Consider the following 18,609-nt stretch of genomic DNA (forward strand, 5'->3'; position numbering starts at 1 on the left):
CCACCTTTGCTAAATTTGTTCCATCACAAACCGTCTTGTGGCCGCATCAATTTCCAAAATTTCCTCTAAGCTCGGTCGTGCAATGACATTGTGATGGTTCATTGCTTTTTCAATGAGATCTTCCACTGTTAAGAAACCAATTCTCTTTTGTAAAAAGGCTTCAACCGCTACTTCATTCGCTGCGTTCATTACAGCTGGCATACTTCCACCTGCTTTTCCAGCTTCATACGCAAAACGTAAACAACGGAATCGTTCTTGGTCCATTTTCTCAAAATGCAACGTCCCTATTTCCCATAAGTTTAACTGTTTTGTGTCTGAAAGAGGCAATCTATCAGGATATGTAAGTGCGTATTGAATTGGTACTCGCATATCAGGTGAACCAAGCTGCGCCATTACACTACGATCTTCAAATTCAACCATAGAATGGATAATACTTTCTTTATGTAAAACAACATCGATTTGCTCATAAGGGATACCAAAAAGCCAATGTGCTTCAATTACTTCTAGTCCCTTATTCATCATTGTAGCAGAATCAATTGTAATTTTCGAACCCATTGACCAGTTTGGATGTCGAAGCGCATCTTCTACGGTCACATGATGCAATTCATCCCTCGTTTTATCACGGAAACTTCCACCAGAAGCCGTTATAATAAGACGAGAAATTCTTTTTTCATTTTCACCATTCAAGCACTGAAAAATAGCCGAATGTTCACTATCTACTGGAAGTAACGAAACATTATGTTTTCGTGCTGCTTCCATTACAAGATGTCCTGCAGTTACTAACGTTTCTTTATTTGCAATTCCAATTGTTTTTTTCGCCTCAATTGCACGAAGTGTTGGTAACAACCCTACGCTACCTACAACAGCATTTACTACAATCTCCGCATCTGGATGTAATGCTACTTCTAAAAGTCCTTCACTACCATATACAATTTTTGTATTACCAGAAACAGATTGTAATTTTAAAACATCTTCCTCTCTTTGCACAGAGACGATTTGCGGAGAAAATTCTTGAATTACCTTTACTGCGTAGTCAATATTTTTCCCTACAGAAAAAGCAACGAGACGGAATTGGTCTGGGTGCGAGCGTAATACATCTAAAGTTTGTGTACCAATTGATCCGCTTGCACCTAATAAACTAATGTTTTTCATGACTCCAACCCCTCGTTCATTTATTAATTGTATTGTAATAAGAAGTAGAGAATTGGTAAAACGAATAACCAACTATCTGTTCGGTCTAATATACCACCATGCCCAGGTAAAATTGTACCTGAATCCTTTACGCCATAATGACGTTTAAAAGCAGATTGTACTAAATCACCAATTTGTCCAAAAATAGAAATGATAATTGTCAGCACAATTAAAATTACTACATTCGATTCGACTGGGAAGAACACGTTGTAAACAAGTGCCACAATAATTCCACAAACGATACCGCCTAATGAACCTTCAATCGTTTTATTCGGACTAATTTCTGGCCACAATTTTCTCTTGCCCAATGCTTTTCCTACGAAATATGCGCCTGAATCAGTAGCCCATATAACAAATAATGCGCAAAATACATATTTAATTCCTAATATTCTCGTTTCATTTAAATATAAGAATCCCATTGCCACATATGTCGTTGCCATCAGTAAAAATGAAGCATTATCAAAAGTAAATGTATTCTTAGAAAGGACTGTATATGATAAAAGTAATAAAACAATCACAAATGTGATTTCCAATTTACCTAATCCAATCCATGTAAACAGTTCTGATGCACTACTTGGAATTAAAAGAATCCACAATAATACTGCAGCTAAAACTGTCGGTACTGAAATAAGCGTAAGCTTATTCATACGAATTAATTCATATAAACCTATAGAAGCAAGTGCATACACTAAAACCGTAAAAGGCACGCCACCGTATATTACGATGGGAATGAATAGCGCGGCAGCAACCACTCCAGTAATAATTCTCTGTTTCACTACCAAACCCTCTCTTTCTACACGCCTCCGAATCTGCGCCCTCTATGTTGAAAGTCAGTAATCGCATTTAGCAAATGTTCTTCTTTGAAGTCTGGCCAATACACGTCTGTAAACCAAAACTCCGAATATGCAATTTGCCATAACATGAAATTACTAATACGTAGCTCTCCGCTTGTTCGGATTAACAACTCTGGATCAGGTAAAGAACTCGTCATTAAGTAGGAGGAAAGCATTTCTTCACTTACCTCTTCAGAACGAATTTTTCCTTCCTCATTATCTTTCATCATATGTTGCACAGCAGAAACGATTTCATCTCGACTTCCATAGTTTAACGCGAAATTAAGAATTAATCCCGTATTCTCTTTCGTATCTTCCATGGCTTTCTCCATCGCTCTGCGTGTATGCGTAGGAAGACGATCTTTTTGCCCTATTACTCGGACTTGTACGTTTTCTTCAATCAATTCTGGTAAAAATGTACCTAGAAATTCTTCTGGAAGCTTCATTAAATAATCAACTTCCTTTTTCGGTCTTTTCCAGTTCTCAGTTGAAAAAGCATAGAGAGTTAACACTTTCACATTAAGTTTACTTGCAAATTTTGTAATTTTCTTTACAACTTGCATACCTTCATGATGTCCCGCAATACGAGGCATTGCTCTCCTCTTTGCCCATCTTCCATTCCCATCCATAATGATGGCAATATGTTCTGGGATATATCCTTTTTTCACTTCTTCAACGAGATGATCAAACGATGTGTCCTTTTTACCTTTAAAAAAAGGAAAGTTTTTAAACATCATTCATACCCTCCAGCAAGCAGACGTATGCCTAAAAGTGTAAAAAGACCCCCTTAAGAAGAGGGTCATATTTGCGAAGTTATCGCTATTACACTTCCATGATTTCTTTTTCTTTGTTTTTTGCGATTTCGTCAACTTTTGCAATATATTTATCTGTTTCTTTTTGGATATCTTCAGTATATCCTCTTAAATCATCTTCTGTAATCTCGCCAGCTTTTTCAAGCTTCTTAAGATCATCATTTCCGTCACGACGTACGTTACGAACAGCAACTTTTGCTTCTTCAGCATATTTTTTCACAACTTTTACAAGATCACGACGACGCTCTTCTGTTAGTGCAGGGAATGCAATACGAATTACAGTTCCATCATTAGAAGGGTTTAAGCCTAAATCTGCTTTTAAAATTGCTTTTTCAATATCACCGATAGAAGTTTTATCATAAGGTTGAATTACTAGTAAACGCGCTTCTGGAACTGTAATGTTCGCTAATTGCACAACTGGTGTTGGTGCACCATAGTAATCAACTTGTACCTTATCTAATACAGACGCGTTTGCACGACCAGCACGAACTGTTGCTAATTCACGAGAATAAGCAGCAACTGCTTTTTCCATTTTTTCATTTGAAGACTTCAATACTTGTTGTCCCATATTTATTTCCCCCTTACCACTGTTCCGATATTTTCGCCTAAAACGGCACGTTTAATATTACCTTTTTCCATAACTGAGAATACAATTAGTGGAATATCATTATCCATACATAGAGAAGAAGCTGTAGAATCCATTACACCTAAACCTTCTTTTAATACATCTAAGTAAGTAAGCGTTTCGTATTTTGTAGCTGTTGGATCAATAGATGGATCCGCATTATATACACCATCTACATTGTTTTTCGCCATTAAAATTACATCTGCTTCAATTTCTGCCGCACGTAATGCTGCTGTTGTATCTGTAGAGAAGTATGGGTTACCTGTACCTGCTGCAAAGATAACAACACGTTTTTTCTCTAAGTGACGAACTGCTTTACGACGAATGTAAGGTTCTGCAACTTGACGCATCTCAATTGAAGTTTGTACACGAGTTTGAATTCCGATATTCTCCAAGCTATCTTGAAGAGCTAATGAATTCATAACTGTCGCTAACATGCCCATGTAATCTGCCCCTGCACGATCCATGCCCATTTCACTTCCAATTTTTCCACGCCAAATGTTACCGCCACCAACAACAACAGCAACCTCTACATCAAGTTCTGCAATTTCTTTTACTTGTTCCGCAACTGACTTAATAACAGTTGGGTTAATTCCAAATCCTTGCTCTCCAGCTAAAGCTTCTCCACTTAGCTTTAAAACGACACGATTATATTTCGGTTTACTCATAATGAACCTCCAATTGCTTACATCTTTATTTTAAAAAAGGGAACACAATGTGTTCCCTAATCTGTATTAGTTACTACCTTTTACTTGGTTCATTACTTCTTCAGCAAAGTTGTCTTCGCGTTTTTCGATACCTTCACCAACAGCGTAGCGAACGAATCCTTTTAATGTTCCGCCTTTAGACTCAACGAACTGACGAACTTTCATATCAGGGTTTTTAACGAATGCTTGGTCAAGTAAGCAAATCTCTTCGAAGAATTTGCCTAGACGGCCTTCAACCATTTTCGCAACGATTTTCTCAGGCTTGCCTTCGTTTAATGCTTGTTGTGTTAATACTTGACGCTCATGCTCAACTTCTTCAGCTGTTACAGCATCGCGGTCGATGTATTTAGGGTTAACTGCAGCGATGTGCATTGCAACATCTTTAGCAGCAGCTTCATCAGTAGAACCTTCAAGAACTGTTAATACACCAATGCGTCCACCCATGTGTAGGTAAGCGCCGAATGCATCTGCATCAGTTTTTGATACGATTTCGAAACGACGAAGTGTAAGTTTTTCACCAATTTTAGCGATTGCTTCGTTGATGTGCTCTTCAACTTTTTTACCGTTTTCCATTGTTTGAGCCATAGCTTCTTCAACGTTAGCTGGTTTGTTAGTTAATAAGTGAGCAGCTAATTCTTTAATTAGTGTTTGGAAACCTTCGTTTTTCGCAACGAAATCAGTTTCAGAGTTTAATTCTAAGATTAAAGCGTCGTTACCGTTTGTTTCGATGAAAGTTAAACCTTCAGCAGCAATGCGGTCTGCTTTTTTAGCAGCTTTCGCAATACCTTTTTCACGTAAGAAGTCAATTGCCTTCTCCATGTCGCCATTAGTTTCTGTTAAAGCTTTTTTGCAGTCCATCATACCTGCGCCAGTTTTTTCACGTAATTCTTTTACCATTTGAGCAGTGATTGCCATACTTTTCATCCTCCTAAAATATGTATTTATACCTTTTATAAAGGTGTTTATACCTTAAAAAAGGTGATAAAAGGCCGAACCCCTTATCACCTTTCCAACTTTGTTACGCAGTAACAGTTTCTTCACCTTGTTTTGCTTCAAGGATCGCGTCTGCCATTTTAGATGTAAGAAGTTTTACAGCACGAATTGCATCATCGTTTGCTGGGATAACGTGATCGATTTCGTCTGGATCACAGTTTGTATCAACGATACCGATGATTGGAATGTGTAATTTGCGTGCTTCAGCAACTGCAATACGCTCTTTACGAGGGTCTACTACGAATAATGCACTTGGAAGACCTTTCATATCTTTAATACCGCCTAAGAATTTCTCAAGACGCTCTAACTCTTTTTTAAGTTGAACAACTTCTTTCTTAGGAAGTACTTCGAAAGTACCATCTTCTTGCATTCTTTCGATGTCTTTAAGACGCTTGATACGCTTTTGGATTGTTTGGAAGTTTGTTAAAGTTCCACCTAACCAACGTTGGTTAACGAAGTACATACCAGCACGAGTTGCTTCTTCTTTAATAGCTTCTTGTGCTTGTTTTTTAGTACCTACGAATAAGATGTCTCCGCCTTCAGCAGCGATGTCGCGCATCGTTCTGTAAGCTTCCTCAACTTTTTTCACAGTTTTTTGTAAGTCGATGATGTAGATACCGTTACGCTCTGTGAAAATGTAACGCTTCATTTTTGGGTTCCAACGACGAGTTTGATGTCCGAAATGAACACCAGCTTCAAGCAATTGCTTCATAGAAATTACTGACATAATATAGTTCCTCCTAAATGGTTTTTGATATCCTCCGTTTACTTCATCTCTAAGCGAAACTACAAACGTAGCACCAACACTTAAATCAGTAAACGTGTGTACTTTGTACTGACACCACTGCTTACTATATCATACTGAAATATTACAATCAAGTCGAAAATGCGAACAATGTAAAACTTTCTTTGTTCATACTCGAATTCTAGTATTACCAACCTTCTTTTCTTTTAAGCAAAAAAGTAAATACAATTAATAGTTTTCCCAGAAAACACGCTTATGACACTTTTCACAAGCATCTTCTATCCATTGCACAAAAAAACTCTCCTCAATTGAGGAGAGTTTTTTATAAATTAGTTTGTTTTTAATTTAGCAAGTTCTTGTAGAAACTTGTCGTTTAGCACTTTAATGTATGTTCCTTTCATACCTAAAGAGCGAGACTCAATAACACCAGCACTTTCTAATTTACGTAGTGCATTTACGATTACAGAGCGAGTAATTCCTACGCGATCAGCAATTTTACTTGCAACAAGTAAACCTTCTGTTCCATTTAATTCTTCGAAGATATGCTCAATTGCTTCTAACTCACTGTAAGATAATGAGCTGATTGCCATTTGAACAACAGCTTTACTACGCGCTTCCTCTTCGATTTCTTCTGCTTTTTCACGTAAGATTTCCATACCTACAACAGTTGAGCTGTACTCAGCAAGGATTAAATCATCATCTAAGAACTCTTGACCAAGACGAGCTAATACTAATGTACCTAGACGCTCACCGCCACCAACGATTGGTACGATTGTAGTTAAACCTTGACCGAATAATTCTCTGTTTTCTACTGGGAATGCTGTGTAAGCACTGTTCACATCTAAGTTTGAAGATGTTTCTGTAATGTTGAATAAGCTTTGTGTATATTCTTCTGGGAATTGACGTTCTGCAAGCATTTGCTTCATGCGTTCGTTTTCGATTTGTTGGTGAATTGCATAACCTAGTAATTTACCACGACGGCTAACTACGAATACGTTTGCTTCGATTACTTCACACATTGTGTCAGACATTTCTCTAAAGTTTACAGGCTTCCCTGCTGCGCTCTGTAATAACGCATTTAATTTTCTCGTTTTTGCTAATAATTCCATTTCAAAAGTTCCTCCTACATGTTACTCACATATTTTTTCATCACTTGGAAACTAGGGCGAGTCACCTGATGACACTATTACAAAATAAACTGGCTCACATCTTTATTTTTAGCAATTGTTGCTAATTTCTCCTCAACGTATTGAGGTGTTATCGTTATTTTCTCTAACGTAATTTCAGATGCTTCAAACGATAAATCTTCAAGGAGCTTCTCCATAATCGTATGAAGTCTTCTTGCTCCAATATTATCTGTATCCTGATTAACTTGATAAGCAATCTCAGCAATCTTACGAATAGCTTCGTCTGAAAATTCAATTTCTATACCTTCAGTCGCTAATAATGCCATATATTGTTTAATTAACGCATTGTCAGGCTCGATTAATATTTTAACAAAATCGTCTGTCGATAATTTTGTTAATTCTACTCGAATCGGAAATCTCCCTTGCAATTCCGGAATTAAATCCGACGGTTTAGACATATGGAACGCTCCAGCTGCAACGAATAAAATATAATCCGTTTTTACTGATCCGTATTTTGTCGCAACATTCGACCCTTCTACAATTGGCAGAATGTCACGTTGCACACCTTCACGTGATACATCTACGCTATTCGACTGCTTACCAGCAATTTTGTCAATTTCATCGATAAAAATAATCCCGAGCTGTTCAGCACGATAAACAGCCTCTTGTGTAACTTCATCCATATCAATTAAGCGCTGTGCCTCTTCATTTGACAAGAGTTTTCTTGCTTCTTTTACAGAAAGTTTACGTTTTTTCGTTTTTTTCGGCATAAAACTTCCTAGCGCATCTTGGAAATTCATTCCCATTTGTTCCATGCCAGTTCCTTGTAACATATCAAACATAGAAGACTGTTGTTCAGTCACTTCAATCGATACAATTTCTTCTTCAAGAAGCCCTGCAGCAAGCTTTCTCTCCACATCTTGACGTTTCTTTTCGATTTCAACATCTTCTTGTGTATCAGACGTTTGATTCGAATTTTGAGCGCCTCCAAAAAGCATCTCTAATGGATTTTTGAATCCAGATTGCTTCTCCGGACTCGGCACTAAAATTTCAACAAGACGTTGATTCGCTTGCTCTTCTGCTTTATCTTGAACTTTCACTACCATTTCTTCTTTTACGATACGAACCGATGTTTCCACCAAGTCACGTACCATCGACTCTACATCTCTACCCACATATCCAACTTCTGTGAATTTTGTAGCCTCAACCTTAATAAAAGGTGCTCCAACGAGTTTCGCCATTCGTCGTGCTACCTCTGTTTTCCCAACACCTGTCGGTCCAATCATTAAAATATTTTTAGGTGCAATTTCGTCACGTAAATTTTCAGCTAATTTACTGCGGCGATATCGATTTCTCAACGCTACAGCAACCGCTTTCTTTGCGTCTTTTTGACCGATGATGTATTGATCTAATTTTTCCACAATTTGGCGCGGAGTAAAATGTAAATGCATATAAAATGCCTCCCTTACGATTCTACAATTCTTCAACAATTATGTTGTGATTCGTATAAACACAAATATCGCCAGCAATCTCTAAACTCGCTTTCGCAATTTGCTTCGCTGTTAAGTGTTCACTTGCATATTGCTTTAAAGCACGACCTGCAGAAAGTGCATAATTCCCACCAGATCCAATTGCTAAAATACCATCATCCGGTTCAATCACTTCTCCTGTACCTGAAACAAGGAGCATAGTTGTTTTATCCATGACAATGAGCATCGCTTCTAGCTGACGTAACATTTTATCGCCACGCCATTGTTTTGCCATTTCAACAGCAGCACGCTGCAAGTTGCCATTATACTCTTCTAATTTCCCTTCAAACATTTCAAAAAGAGTAAATGCGTCAGCAACTGATCCTGCGAAACCAGCTAAAACTTTACCTTGGAAAAGTTTACGAACTTTACGAGCTGTATGTTTCATTACAACAGCATTTCCCATTGTCACTTGGCCATCTCCAGCCATTGCACATTCTCCATTATGATGAACTGCAAATATCGTTGTAGCGTGGAAATTTCCCATAGAAAAAACTCCTTTATTTGTTTTTATAGCTTTTAAAGCAATTTATGCCCGCGGGTGATGCTTCATGTAAACAGAACGCAATCTTTCTTTAGAGACATGCGTATAAATTTGTGTCGTCGACAAATTTTCATGGCCTAATAGCTCCTGTACAGTACGTAAATCCGCCCCTTCATCTAGCATATGTGTAGCAAATGTATGCCTTAACATATGGGGACTTATCCGCATTGTCAGCGAAGCCTTTTTAATGAGTTCATTTAAAACATAACGAACCCCACGACTTGTTAGCGGTGTACCTTTCGCATTTAAAAATACCATATGAGAATCTTCGTCAGTCTTATTAACTAACTGTTTTCTCCCATTCTCTATATAAGTAATTAAAGAATCTTGCGCATAGCTTCCGAACGGAATATACCTTTGTTTTTTTCCTTTTCCCATTACTAAAATTGTTCCCACCGCAAAGTCAATATCGGTAAGTTGTAAATTGACACATTCACTCACACGGATCCCAGTCGCATACATCAACTCTAATAAAGCTTGATTCCTTTGACCTAATGGCGTTTCCGTGTCAGAAACTTCAAATAATTCCTCTAACTCTTCAGCATATAAAAACTTTGGGATTGACAATTCTTTTTTGGGGAGTGACGCAAGTGCAAACGGATTATCCTTTCGATAACCTTCACGCATCAAAAAACGATATAAACTTCGTAAGCTTGATACTTTTCTTGCGACAGATTTACGGGCTAACTTTTCATCGTGCAACGTCGTTAAGTACAAACGAACATCCGCGTATGTAACGTCTAAAAAAGAGGATATGCCTTCTCGTTCCATAAATTGCACAAAATGTTCTAAATCATTTTGATAACTTGCAATTGTATATTTTGAATAATTTCTTTCAATTTGTAAATATCCAACGAATAATTGTAACAATTTCTTCACATTCACACAACTCACCTCAATAAAGGCTACTAAATCGTATCACAACTTAGTAGCCTTTGCAAGAAATTTAACTAAATATTTACAAAATTTCGAATCGTTTCTAAAGCGCGTGCTGCGTACGCTTCATTTCGTTCTACTTTCTTTTTAATCTTCTTCTCTAACGGTGCAAATAGACCGAAGTTTGCATTCATCGGCTGGAAGTTTTTAGCGTTCGTTGCCGTAATGTAATTTGCCATGCTACCCATCGCAGTTACTGGCGGTAATACAACTGGCTCTTCACCTTGCACAAGACGCGCAGCATTAATTCCTGCTAATAATCCTGATGCTGCTGATTCAACATATCCCTCTACTCCAGTCATTTGACCAGCGAAGAATAAATCATCACGTTGTTTATATTGATATGTTGGACGAAGCAAATTAGGTGAATTAATAAACGTATTACGATGCATTACACCATAACGTACAATCTCTGCATTTTCCAATCCCGGAATTAACTGTAGCACTTCTTTTTGCGGTCCCCACTTTAAATGAGTTTGGAAACCTACGATATTGTATAAAGTTCCCGCTGCATCATCTTGACGTAACTGAACAACAGCATATGGCGTTTTCCCTGTTTTGGGATCTTCCAATCCAACAGGTTTCATAGGTCCAAATACTAACGTCTGTCTCCCTCTACTTGCCATAACTTCTACTGGCATACAACCTTCAAAGAAAATTTCTTTTTCAAACTCTTTTAAAGGCACTGTCTCAGCAGCAATTAGAGCCTCATAAAAACGATCAAACTCTTCTTCTGTCATTGGGCAATTTAAATATGCAGCTTCACCTTTGTCATAACGCGATTTTAAATACACTTTATTCATGTCAATGCTGTCTTTTTCTACGATTGGGGCTGCAGCATCATAGAAGTAGAAATAATCTTCTCCTGTTAATTCTTTCAATTTTGCAGAAAGATCAGGAGATGTTAATGGACCTGTAGCAATAATTGTCGGTCCCTCTGGAATATCTGTAATTTCTTCATTCATTACAGTTACATTTGGATGGTTCTTTACGTATTCTGTTACTTTAGCTGCGAACTCATGACGATCTACAGCTAAAGCACCTCCAGCTGGTACAGAGCACTCATCCGCCGCACGAATAATTACAGAATCCATTAAGCGCATTTCCTCTTTAATAACTCCAACTGCATTTGTTAAAGTGTTTGCACGAAGTGAGTTACTACATACTAATTCAGCGAATTTATCTGTGTGATGAGCTGGCGTTTGCCTTACCGGTCTCATTTCATATAATCTAACTTGGACACCACGTTTTGCAATTTGGTAAGCTGCTTCACTTCCTGCAAGACCTGCGCCAATGACGTTTACTACTTGTGTTGTCATTTATATCACCTTTCCTTTTCTTCCCGAAAAAAATGTGAGCAGTTACGCTCACATTTGTTGTTCTTCTTCATAATCGCACGAAATACATTGTACTTGCACGCCTTTTTTCAACTTTTTCTCTACAAGCATGCCTTCGCACTTCGGACACTTACGACCAATTGGCTTATCCCAAGATACAAAGTCGCATTCCGGATACGTACCGCACCCATAGAAAAGACGTTTCTTTTTATTAATACGGCGTTCAATAATTTGACCCTTATCACACTTTGGACAAGTAACACCGATTTCTTTCACAATCGGCTTTGTATTACGACAATCTGGGAAATTCGAGCAAGCCATAAATTTCCCGTATTTACCCATTTTAAAGACCATTGGGTGATTACATAATTCACAATCTTCCCCAGCTGGTTCATCTTTAATTTCCACTTCACGCATTTCTTTTTCCGCTTTTTCTAAACGCGGTTCAAAACCTACGTAGAAATCATCAACAATTTTTACCCAATTCGCATTTCCTTCTTCTACTTCATCAAGGCTTTGCTCCATATTGGCAGTAAATTCAATGTTAATAATTTCTGGGAAAAACTCTAAAATAAGTTCAATTACTATTTCACCAAGTTCAGTCGGAACGAAGCGTTTATTATCCAAACCTACATACCCACGCTTTTGAATTGTTTCAAGTGTAGGTACATATGTTGACGGTCTTCCAATTCCAAGTTCTTCAAGTGTTCTTACTAGGCGAGCCTCTGTATAACGCGGAGGAGGTTGTGTAAAATGTTGCTTTGGTTCTAAATCCTTTGAAAATACAGTTTCCCCTACTTCTAAAGGTGGCAACATCTTATCCTTTTCTTCAGCACCATCATCTTTTGACTCTACATACACTTTCATAAATCCTGGGAACTTTACAACCGATCCACTTGCACGGAACTGAACATTGTTATTAATGAGTCTCGCTGTCACAGTATCCATTATAGCAGACGCCATTTGACTTGCAACAAATCGCTCCCAAATCAATTTATATAATCGAAGTTGATCACGACCTAAGAAACTTTTTAGTTCCTCTGGCTTTCTCATTACTGAAGTAGGACGAATTGCCTCATGCGCATCTTGTGCATTTGACTTTTTCGTTTCTTTCTTCTTTTCTGTTCCTATGTATTCCGTACCATCCACTTCAATGATGTAAGTACGAGCCTCTGTTTGAGCTGTTTCTGAGATACGTGTTGAATCAGTTCTCATATACGTAATAAGACCTACAGTTCCTTGTTTTCCAAGATCTATCCCTTCATACAATTGCTGTGCAAGCATCATTGTTTTCTTTGCTCGCATGTTTAACTTACGTGCTGCTTCTTGTTGCAAGGAAGATGTTGTAAACGGTAATGCAGGATTACGTTTTCGCTCTTTGCGCGTTACATTTTCAACTGAAAACGCATTGTCTTTCATCTGTTCAATTATTTCATTCACTTGCGTTTCATTTGTTAATTGAACTTTTTCACCATCTACACCGTAAAAGCTTGCTTCAAATGTGTCTTTTCCTTTTACAAATTCTGTTTTAATTGTCCAGAATTCTTCAAGTTCAAAGTTTTGAATTTCCCTTTCACGCTCGATGATTAAACGAACTGCTACAGATTGTACACGCCCTGCACTTAATCCTTTTTTTACTTTCTTCCATAATAAAGGACTAATATTGTAACCAACAAGACGATCAAGTATACGTCTTGCTTGTTGTGCATCCACTAAATCCATATTAATTGCACGAAGATGTTTAAATGATTCTTTGATTGCATCTTTCGTAATCTCATTAAACACAACCCGACAATCTGATTCAACGTCCACATTTAACGTATTCGCTAAATGCCAAGCAATCGCTTCCCCTTCACGGTCTGGATCGGCCGCGAGATAGACTTTCTTTGCTTTTTTCGCCGCTGATTTTAAATCTTTTAAGACGGGACCTTTACCACGAATGGTAATATACTTCGGGGTGAAGTTGTTCTTTACTTCTATCCCCATTTGACTTTTTGGCAAATCGCGAACATGTCCCATAGACGCGACAACTTTGTATTTTTTCCCCTAAATATTTCTCAATGGTCTTCGCCTTAGAACGCGACTCCACGATTACGAGGTAATCTGACATGCTAGTGCCTCCTTAAGAGGTGGATTCAAGTCTTCATTAATCTTATTGATTTCTCTTGTTTTTGTCAATCAAGAATGAATATACCATACAGTGCCAATCTACCATTTGTCAATAATTGTTTAATAAAAACATAAAAATATAAGGTTAATTTAAAATCTCTTCCAAGATATCTTCTGCATTTCTTACTAGTTTTGCTCCTTGCTGAATAAGATGATTCGTTCCCGATGCCCCCTCTACAAATATAGGTCCAGGAAGCGCAAACACCTCTCTATTTTGCTCTAACGCAAGGTCTGCAGTAATAAGTGTTCCACTTCTCGATTTCGCTTCTACAACTAAAACACCTTTACTTATACCACTAATAATCCGATTCCTTTTTGGAAAATACCATTTTTTCGGTGCATAGTGCGGCGGATACTCTGTCAATAACAATATATATTCCTTCCACATTTCATATAAATGTCTATTTTCTTTCGGGTACATAAAAGACAATCCATGCCCTAATATCGCAATAGTCGGGCAATGATGCCTTACTGTAATCTCATGAGACATTGTATCTATCCCTTTTGCAAACCCACTGACAATAAGCCACTCTCTTTCTAATAAAGGGTGTAAAATAAACTTCAAACTCTCATAACCATATAATGATGGTTCTCTCGTTCCAACAACTGCTAATTTATTTACTTTATTCAGGAAATCTTTCTCTCCTTTTCCATATAAAACGAAGGGAGGGTCTTGTATTTCACGTAATAATTGCGGATAATCTTCATCCCATATCGTTATATAAAAAATACGATTTCTCTCTAAATAAGATATATATTGCGGAAGATTTGAATTTTGAAGAAATTTTACTAGTTCTGAAGATTTTTTCGAGGATATTCCAGTGTAGTGTTCCATTTGTTTTTCGTTAAAATTATATATGTTCTTTAATTCTGGATCGACATATAGTAGCCTCTCCATCGCTTTCCAATAATCTGCTAGCAAGTAATGAACATGTAATAATCTCTCTCTTTTCATCTTGATTCTCCTTACCCATAATTTTTATTATGTAAACAGAAAAAAGTGTAAAAAGACACCCTCAAGTAAGAAGGTGTCTTTCAACAGATTAATAGTTTTTACAAGTCTCAAATAAACCTTTTTCTTTTAAAACAGAGATTAGCGTTTCTCCCATAACTGCTGGAGTTTCAGCTACTTTAATGCCACAAGCTTCCATTGTTTTAATCTTTTCAGCAGCAGTTCCTTTACCGCCAGAAATGATTGCACCAGCATGGCCCATACGTTTGCCAGCAGGCGCTGTTTGACCACCAATGAAGCCTACGACAGGTTTTGTCATATTAGCTTTTACCCATTCAGCTGCCTCTTCTTCTGCTGTACCGCCGATTTCACCAATCATAATTACAGCATGTGTTTCTTCATCTTCATTAAATGCTTTTAACGCATCAATAAAGTCTGTACCGTTAACAGGGTCTCCGCCGATACCTACAGCAGTAGATTGGCCAATACCTTCTTGTGTTAACTGATGTACAGCTTCATAAGTTAATGTACCAGAGCGAGATAGGATACCAACATGACCTTTTTTATGAATATATCCTGGCATAATACCAATCTTACATTCATCTGGTGTGATTACACCTGGGCAGTTTGGTCCAAGTAAACGTGTATGTTTACCCGCCATATATCTCTTTACGTTTACCATATCTAATACAGGAATCCCTTCAGTAATACATACTACTAAATCAATTTCTGCATCAACAGCTTCCATAATTGCATCTGCCGCAAAAGCGGGTGGAACGTATACAACTGAAGCGTTTGCGCCTGTTGCTTTCACTGCATCTTCTACTGTATCAAATACTGGTACACCTTCAATATCAGTGCCGCCCTTACCTGGTGTTACACCACCGACAATTTTCGTACCGTATTCAATCATTTGTTTTGTATGGAATAAACCTTGAGAACCTGTAATACCTTGAACAATAACTTTTGTATCTTTATTAACTAATACGCTCATTTTTCTCCCCCGCTTTCTATTAGCCCACTAGTGAAACAATTTTTTGTGCACCGTCTGCCATAGATTCTGCTGCAACAATATTTAAGCCAGACTCATTTAAAATTTTCTTACCTAGTTCTACGTTTGTGCCTTCAAGACGTACAACTAAAGGTAACTCAAGACCTACTTGTTTCGTTGCTTCAATAACACCTTCTGCAATAACATCACACTTCATAATGCCACCAAAAATGTTAACGAAGATACCTTTTACATTTTTGTCAGAAAGGATAATTTTGAATGCTTCTGTAACTTTTTCTGCAGTTGCACCGCCACCAACATCTAAGAAGTTAGCTGGGTCACCGTGGTAATGTTTAATGATATCCATTGTAGCCATCGCTAAACCTGCACCATTAACCATACAACCGATATTTCCATCTAAAGGAATGTAGTTTAAGTCGTATTTTGAAGCTTCAATTTCTTTTGAATCCTCTTCATCAAGATCACGAAGCTCTAAAATGTCTTTATGGCGATATAACGCATTAGAATCAAAGTTTAATTTTGCATCTAATGCCATAACTTTACCTTCGCCTGTTGTAACAAGTGGGTTAATCTCAGCGATAGAGCAATCTTTTTCGATAAACGCACGATATAAGCCCATCATAAACTTCACAGCTTGTCCTACAAGCTCTTTTGGAATATTGATGTTAAATGCAATTCGGCGCGCTTGGAAACCTTGCAAGCCTACTGCTGGATCAATATATTCTTTAAAGATTTTTTCAGGTGTTTTTTCTGCTACTTCTTCAATTTCTGTTCCGCCTTCTTCAGACGCCATTAAAACAACTTGAGAAGTTGCACGGTCTAAAACTAGACCTACATAATATTCTTTTTTAATATCGCAACCTTCTTCGATAAGTAAGCGTTTTACTTCCTTACCTTCAGGACCTGTTTGATGTGTCACAAGTGTAGTTCCTAAAATGCTTTCTGCATATGTACGAACTTCATCTAAATTTTTCGCAACTTTTACTCCGCCAGCTTTGCCGCGTCCACCAGCGTGAATTTGTGCTTTCTCTACACATACATCTGTTCCTAATTCTTTCGCTGCTTCTACAGCTTCTTCTACTGTAAACGCAACCTTCCCGTTCGGAACGCTAACCCCATAGCTTCTAAGGACTGCCTTACCTTGGTACTCATGGATATTCATGGTCCCATCCTCCCCTGTTTTCCTGTTTTACTCGAAAAGTTTTTTAATGTTTAAAAAACATTACATTGCCATTGTATAAGATGATTGGCACGCTGTCTACAATAAAGTGTCAGAAAACTGAAATCGCTTTATTCTTTTTCGAAAATAGTAATGTTTATATGCCAAAATAAAAAAATAAGCTGTATATTTACAGCTTATTTTTGAATCATATCTTTAATTGGTGCGAATGACTTGCGGTGTTCATCTAGTACTCCATGCACTTCAATTGCCTCTAAATGTTGCTTTGTGCCATATCCCATATGTTGCTCAAATCCATATTCAGGATACTTCCCTCCCAGTTCTTTCATCATACGATCTCTCGTTACTTTTGCTATAATGGATGCTGCTGAAATCGAAACACTTTTCGCATCACCTTTAATAATTGATGTTTGCGGAATTGGTGTAGGAAGCTTCATCGCATCAATTAATAAATGTTGAGGTGTACAAGATAAATTTGCAACTGCATCTAACATCGCTTGTTTCGTTGCTTGGTAAATATTAATGTCATCAATAACTTGCGGTGATACAATTCCTACTCCAATTGCAATTGCTTGTACTTTTATTTCATCATAAAAACGCTCACGTTTCGCTTCACTCAACTTTTTCGAGTCATTTAACCCTGGAATATAAAAATCCTCAGGAAGAACGACAGCTGCCGTCACAACAGGCCCAGCCAATGGCCCGCGCCCTACTTCATCAATACCCGCGATATATGTGACCCCTTTTTCACGCAAAGCATTTTCATACTTGGACATTTCAAAAAACTTCTCTTTTTCTTTCTGTTCTAACTCTTTTTGTTTATACCACTTCAAAACGAGCTTTTGAACACCTTTTCGATCATCTTTCATTAACAGTTGAAAGCGATCATCTTCTTCATTCATAATTTCTTTCAATACATTTTCCGCTTCTTTTATCGTCATAGTTTGCATTTATACAAGCTCCTTTTTAAACATATCCAAAAAGAAAAGACGCACAAACGCACGTCTTATACTTCTTCTATTTTTTCCACATCTTCCACTTGCTCTCCAAACTCTTCCGGTGTTTCAAACGTCATTTTTCCAAGTTTGCCACCACGAAGCTCACGAAGCACAAGCTCAGATGTCTTATCATAATCAATCATTCCGCCGCCCATTAAGCAGCCTCTATTTTTTCCAATTGCATCGAATAATTCCACAATATCTTCTGGAATCTCATTTAAATTATAGCGTTCTTTCAAGCGTTCTGGATAATGTTTCTCCATAAAACGTAATGCGTAAACAGCTACATCTTGTAAATTTAAAATTGAATCTTTAATTGCACCCGTTGTCGCTAAACGAAGACCCACTAATTGATCTTCAAATTTAGGCCACAGAATACCTGGTGTATCTAACAATTCCATTTCCTTCCCAACTTTAATCCATTGTTGAGCTGTTGTCACACCTGGACGATCTCCTGTTTTAGCAATATTTTTCTTTGCCAATTTATTAATCAATGTAGATTTACCAACATTTGGTATACCTACAATTAATGCACGAATCGCTCTCGGTCTAATACCTTTTGCAACCATTTTATCAAATTTTTCTTTAACAAGCACTTTACAAGCTGCTGCAATTTCCTTCATACCTTGTCCAGCTTGCGCGTTAATCGAAATTGCCATATGGCCTTTTTCTTTAAAATATGCGATCCATTGTTTTGTTAAACGATCATCCGCCATATCCGCTTTATTTAAAACAACAAGCCTTGGCTTATGTGTAATGATTTCATCAATCATTGGGTTTCGAGATGATAATGGTAATCGAGCATCTACAAGTTCAATTACAACATCAATTAATTTTAATTTCTCCGTTACTTGGCGTCTAGCCTTCGCCATATGCCCTGGAAACCATTGAATTACCATGTTGCCACCTTCTTTTTCAT

The 18,609-nt window shown here is 37.6% G+C and carries 17 protein-coding genes and 1 pseudogene; all 18 read right to left on the reverse strand.

Annotation, left to right across the window (positions count from 1 at the left end; genetic code table 11):
- Window positions 1-9: 9 nt before the first annotated feature.
- On the reverse strand, window positions 10-1,152 hold the full coding sequence (gene dxr, locus BC_RS19040; protein ID WP_000790373.1) for a 1-deoxy-D-xylulose-5-phosphate reductoisomerase: 1,143 nt from the start codon (window positions 1,150-1,152) through the stop codon (window positions 10-12).
- A 23-nt stretch (window positions 1,153-1,175) separates the two neighbouring features.
- The gene (cdsA, locus tag BC_RS19045; protein WP_000813592.1) at window positions 1,176-1,967 is read right to left on the reverse strand and encodes a phosphatidate cytidylyltransferase; all 792 of its coding nucleotides are present in this window, start codon (window positions 1,965-1,967) and stop codon (window positions 1,176-1,178) included.
- A 17-nt stretch (window positions 1,968-1,984) separates the two neighbouring features.
- Entirely contained in the window at window positions 1,985-2,761 is a 777-nt protein-coding gene (gene uppS, locus BC_RS19050; RefSeq protein ID WP_000971296.1) for an isoprenyl transferase, read from the reverse strand.
- Window positions 2,762-2,846: 85 nt separating this feature from the next.
- Complete coding sequence (gene frr, locus BC_RS19055; RefSeq protein WP_000531501.1) at window positions 2,847-3,404, reverse strand: ribosome recycling factor; 558 nt, start codon at window positions 3,402-3,404, stop codon at window positions 2,847-2,849.
- 2 nt (window positions 3,405-3,406) lie between these two features.
- Window positions 3,407-4,129 (reverse strand): UMP kinase, encoded by a 723-nt coding sequence (pyrH, locus tag BC_RS19060; RefSeq protein ID WP_000042668.1) that lies wholly within the window; start codon window positions 4,127-4,129, stop codon window positions 3,407-3,409.
- 66 nt (window positions 4,130-4,195) lie between these two features.
- On the reverse strand, window positions 4,196-5,083 hold the full coding sequence (gene tsf, locus BC_RS19065) for a translation elongation factor Ts (protein WP_001018578.1): 888 nt from the start codon (window positions 5,081-5,083) through the stop codon (window positions 4,196-4,198).
- 103 nt (window positions 5,084-5,186) lie between these two features.
- Complete coding sequence (gene rpsB / locus BC_RS19070) at window positions 5,187-5,888, reverse strand: 30S ribosomal protein S2 (RefSeq protein WP_000111485.1); 702 nt, start codon at window positions 5,886-5,888, stop codon at window positions 5,187-5,189.
- A gap of 347 nt (window positions 5,889-6,235) precedes the next feature.
- Window positions 6,236-7,015, reverse strand: coding sequence for a GTP-sensing pleiotropic transcriptional regulator CodY (gene codY / locus BC_RS19075; RefSeq protein ID WP_000421290.1), 780 nt, complete (start codon window positions 7,013-7,015; stop codon window positions 6,236-6,238).
- A 77-nt stretch (window positions 7,016-7,092) separates the two neighbouring features.
- A complete protein-coding gene (hslU, locus tag BC_RS19080; protein WP_000550077.1) occupies window positions 7,093-8,484 on the reverse strand; it encodes an ATP-dependent protease ATPase subunit HslU in 1,392 nt (463 codons plus the stop codon).
- Between the two features lie 22 nt (window positions 8,485-8,506).
- Window positions 8,507-9,049, reverse strand: coding sequence for an ATP-dependent protease proteolytic subunit HslV (hslV, locus tag BC_RS19085; RefSeq protein WP_000526272.1), 543 nt, complete (start codon window positions 9,047-9,049; stop codon window positions 8,507-8,509).
- 42 nt (window positions 9,050-9,091) lie between these two features.
- Window positions 9,092-9,991, reverse strand: coding sequence for a tyrosine recombinase XerC (xerC, locus tag BC_RS19090; protein ID WP_001101243.1), 900 nt, complete (start codon window positions 9,989-9,991; stop codon window positions 9,092-9,094).
- A gap of 65 nt (window positions 9,992-10,056) precedes the next feature.
- On the reverse strand, window positions 10,057-11,361 hold the full coding sequence (gene trmFO / locus BC_RS19095; RefSeq protein WP_000213003.1) for an FADH(2)-oxidizing methylenetetrahydrofolate--tRNA-(uracil(54)-C(5))-methyltransferase TrmFO: 1,305 nt from the start codon (window positions 11,359-11,361) through the stop codon (window positions 10,057-10,059).
- A gap of 48 nt (window positions 11,362-11,409) precedes the next feature.
- A pseudogene (gene topA / locus BC_RS19100) lies at window positions 11,410-13,489 on the reverse strand (type I DNA topoisomerase).
- 144 nt (window positions 13,490-13,633) lie between these two features.
- A complete protein-coding gene (gene dprA / locus BC_RS19105; protein WP_000818060.1) occupies window positions 13,634-14,503 on the reverse strand; it encodes a DNA-processing protein DprA in 870 nt (289 codons plus the stop codon).
- An 88-nt stretch (window positions 14,504-14,591) separates the two neighbouring features.
- Window positions 14,592-15,494, reverse strand: a complete 903-nt coding sequence (sucD, locus tag BC_RS19110; RefSeq protein ID WP_000115177.1) for a succinate--CoA ligase subunit alpha — start codon at window positions 15,492-15,494, stop codon at window positions 14,592-14,594.
- A gap of 19 nt (window positions 15,495-15,513) precedes the next feature.
- Window positions 15,514-16,674, reverse strand: a complete 1,161-nt coding sequence (gene sucC / locus BC_RS19115; protein ID WP_001020783.1) for an ADP-forming succinate--CoA ligase subunit beta — start codon at window positions 16,672-16,674, stop codon at window positions 15,514-15,516.
- A 194-nt stretch (window positions 16,675-16,868) separates the two neighbouring features.
- Window positions 16,869-17,642: a ribonuclease HII gene (locus BC_RS19120; RefSeq protein WP_001194268.1), complete on the reverse strand. Its 774-nt coding sequence runs from the start codon at window positions 17,640-17,642 to the stop codon at window positions 16,869-16,871.
- Between the two features lie 56 nt (window positions 17,643-17,698).
- Window positions 17,699-18,589, reverse strand: coding sequence for a ribosome biogenesis GTPase YlqF (ylqF, locus tag BC_RS19125; RefSeq protein WP_000236704.1), 891 nt, complete (start codon window positions 18,587-18,589; stop codon window positions 17,699-17,701).
- Between the last annotated feature and the right edge of the window lie 20 nt (window positions 18,590-18,609).

This window comes from Bacillus cereus ATCC 14579, from assembly GCF_000007825.1.
In the GTDB taxonomy this organism is placed as follows: domain Bacteria; phylum Bacillota; class Bacilli; order Bacillales; family Bacillaceae_G; genus Bacillus_A; species Bacillus_A cereus.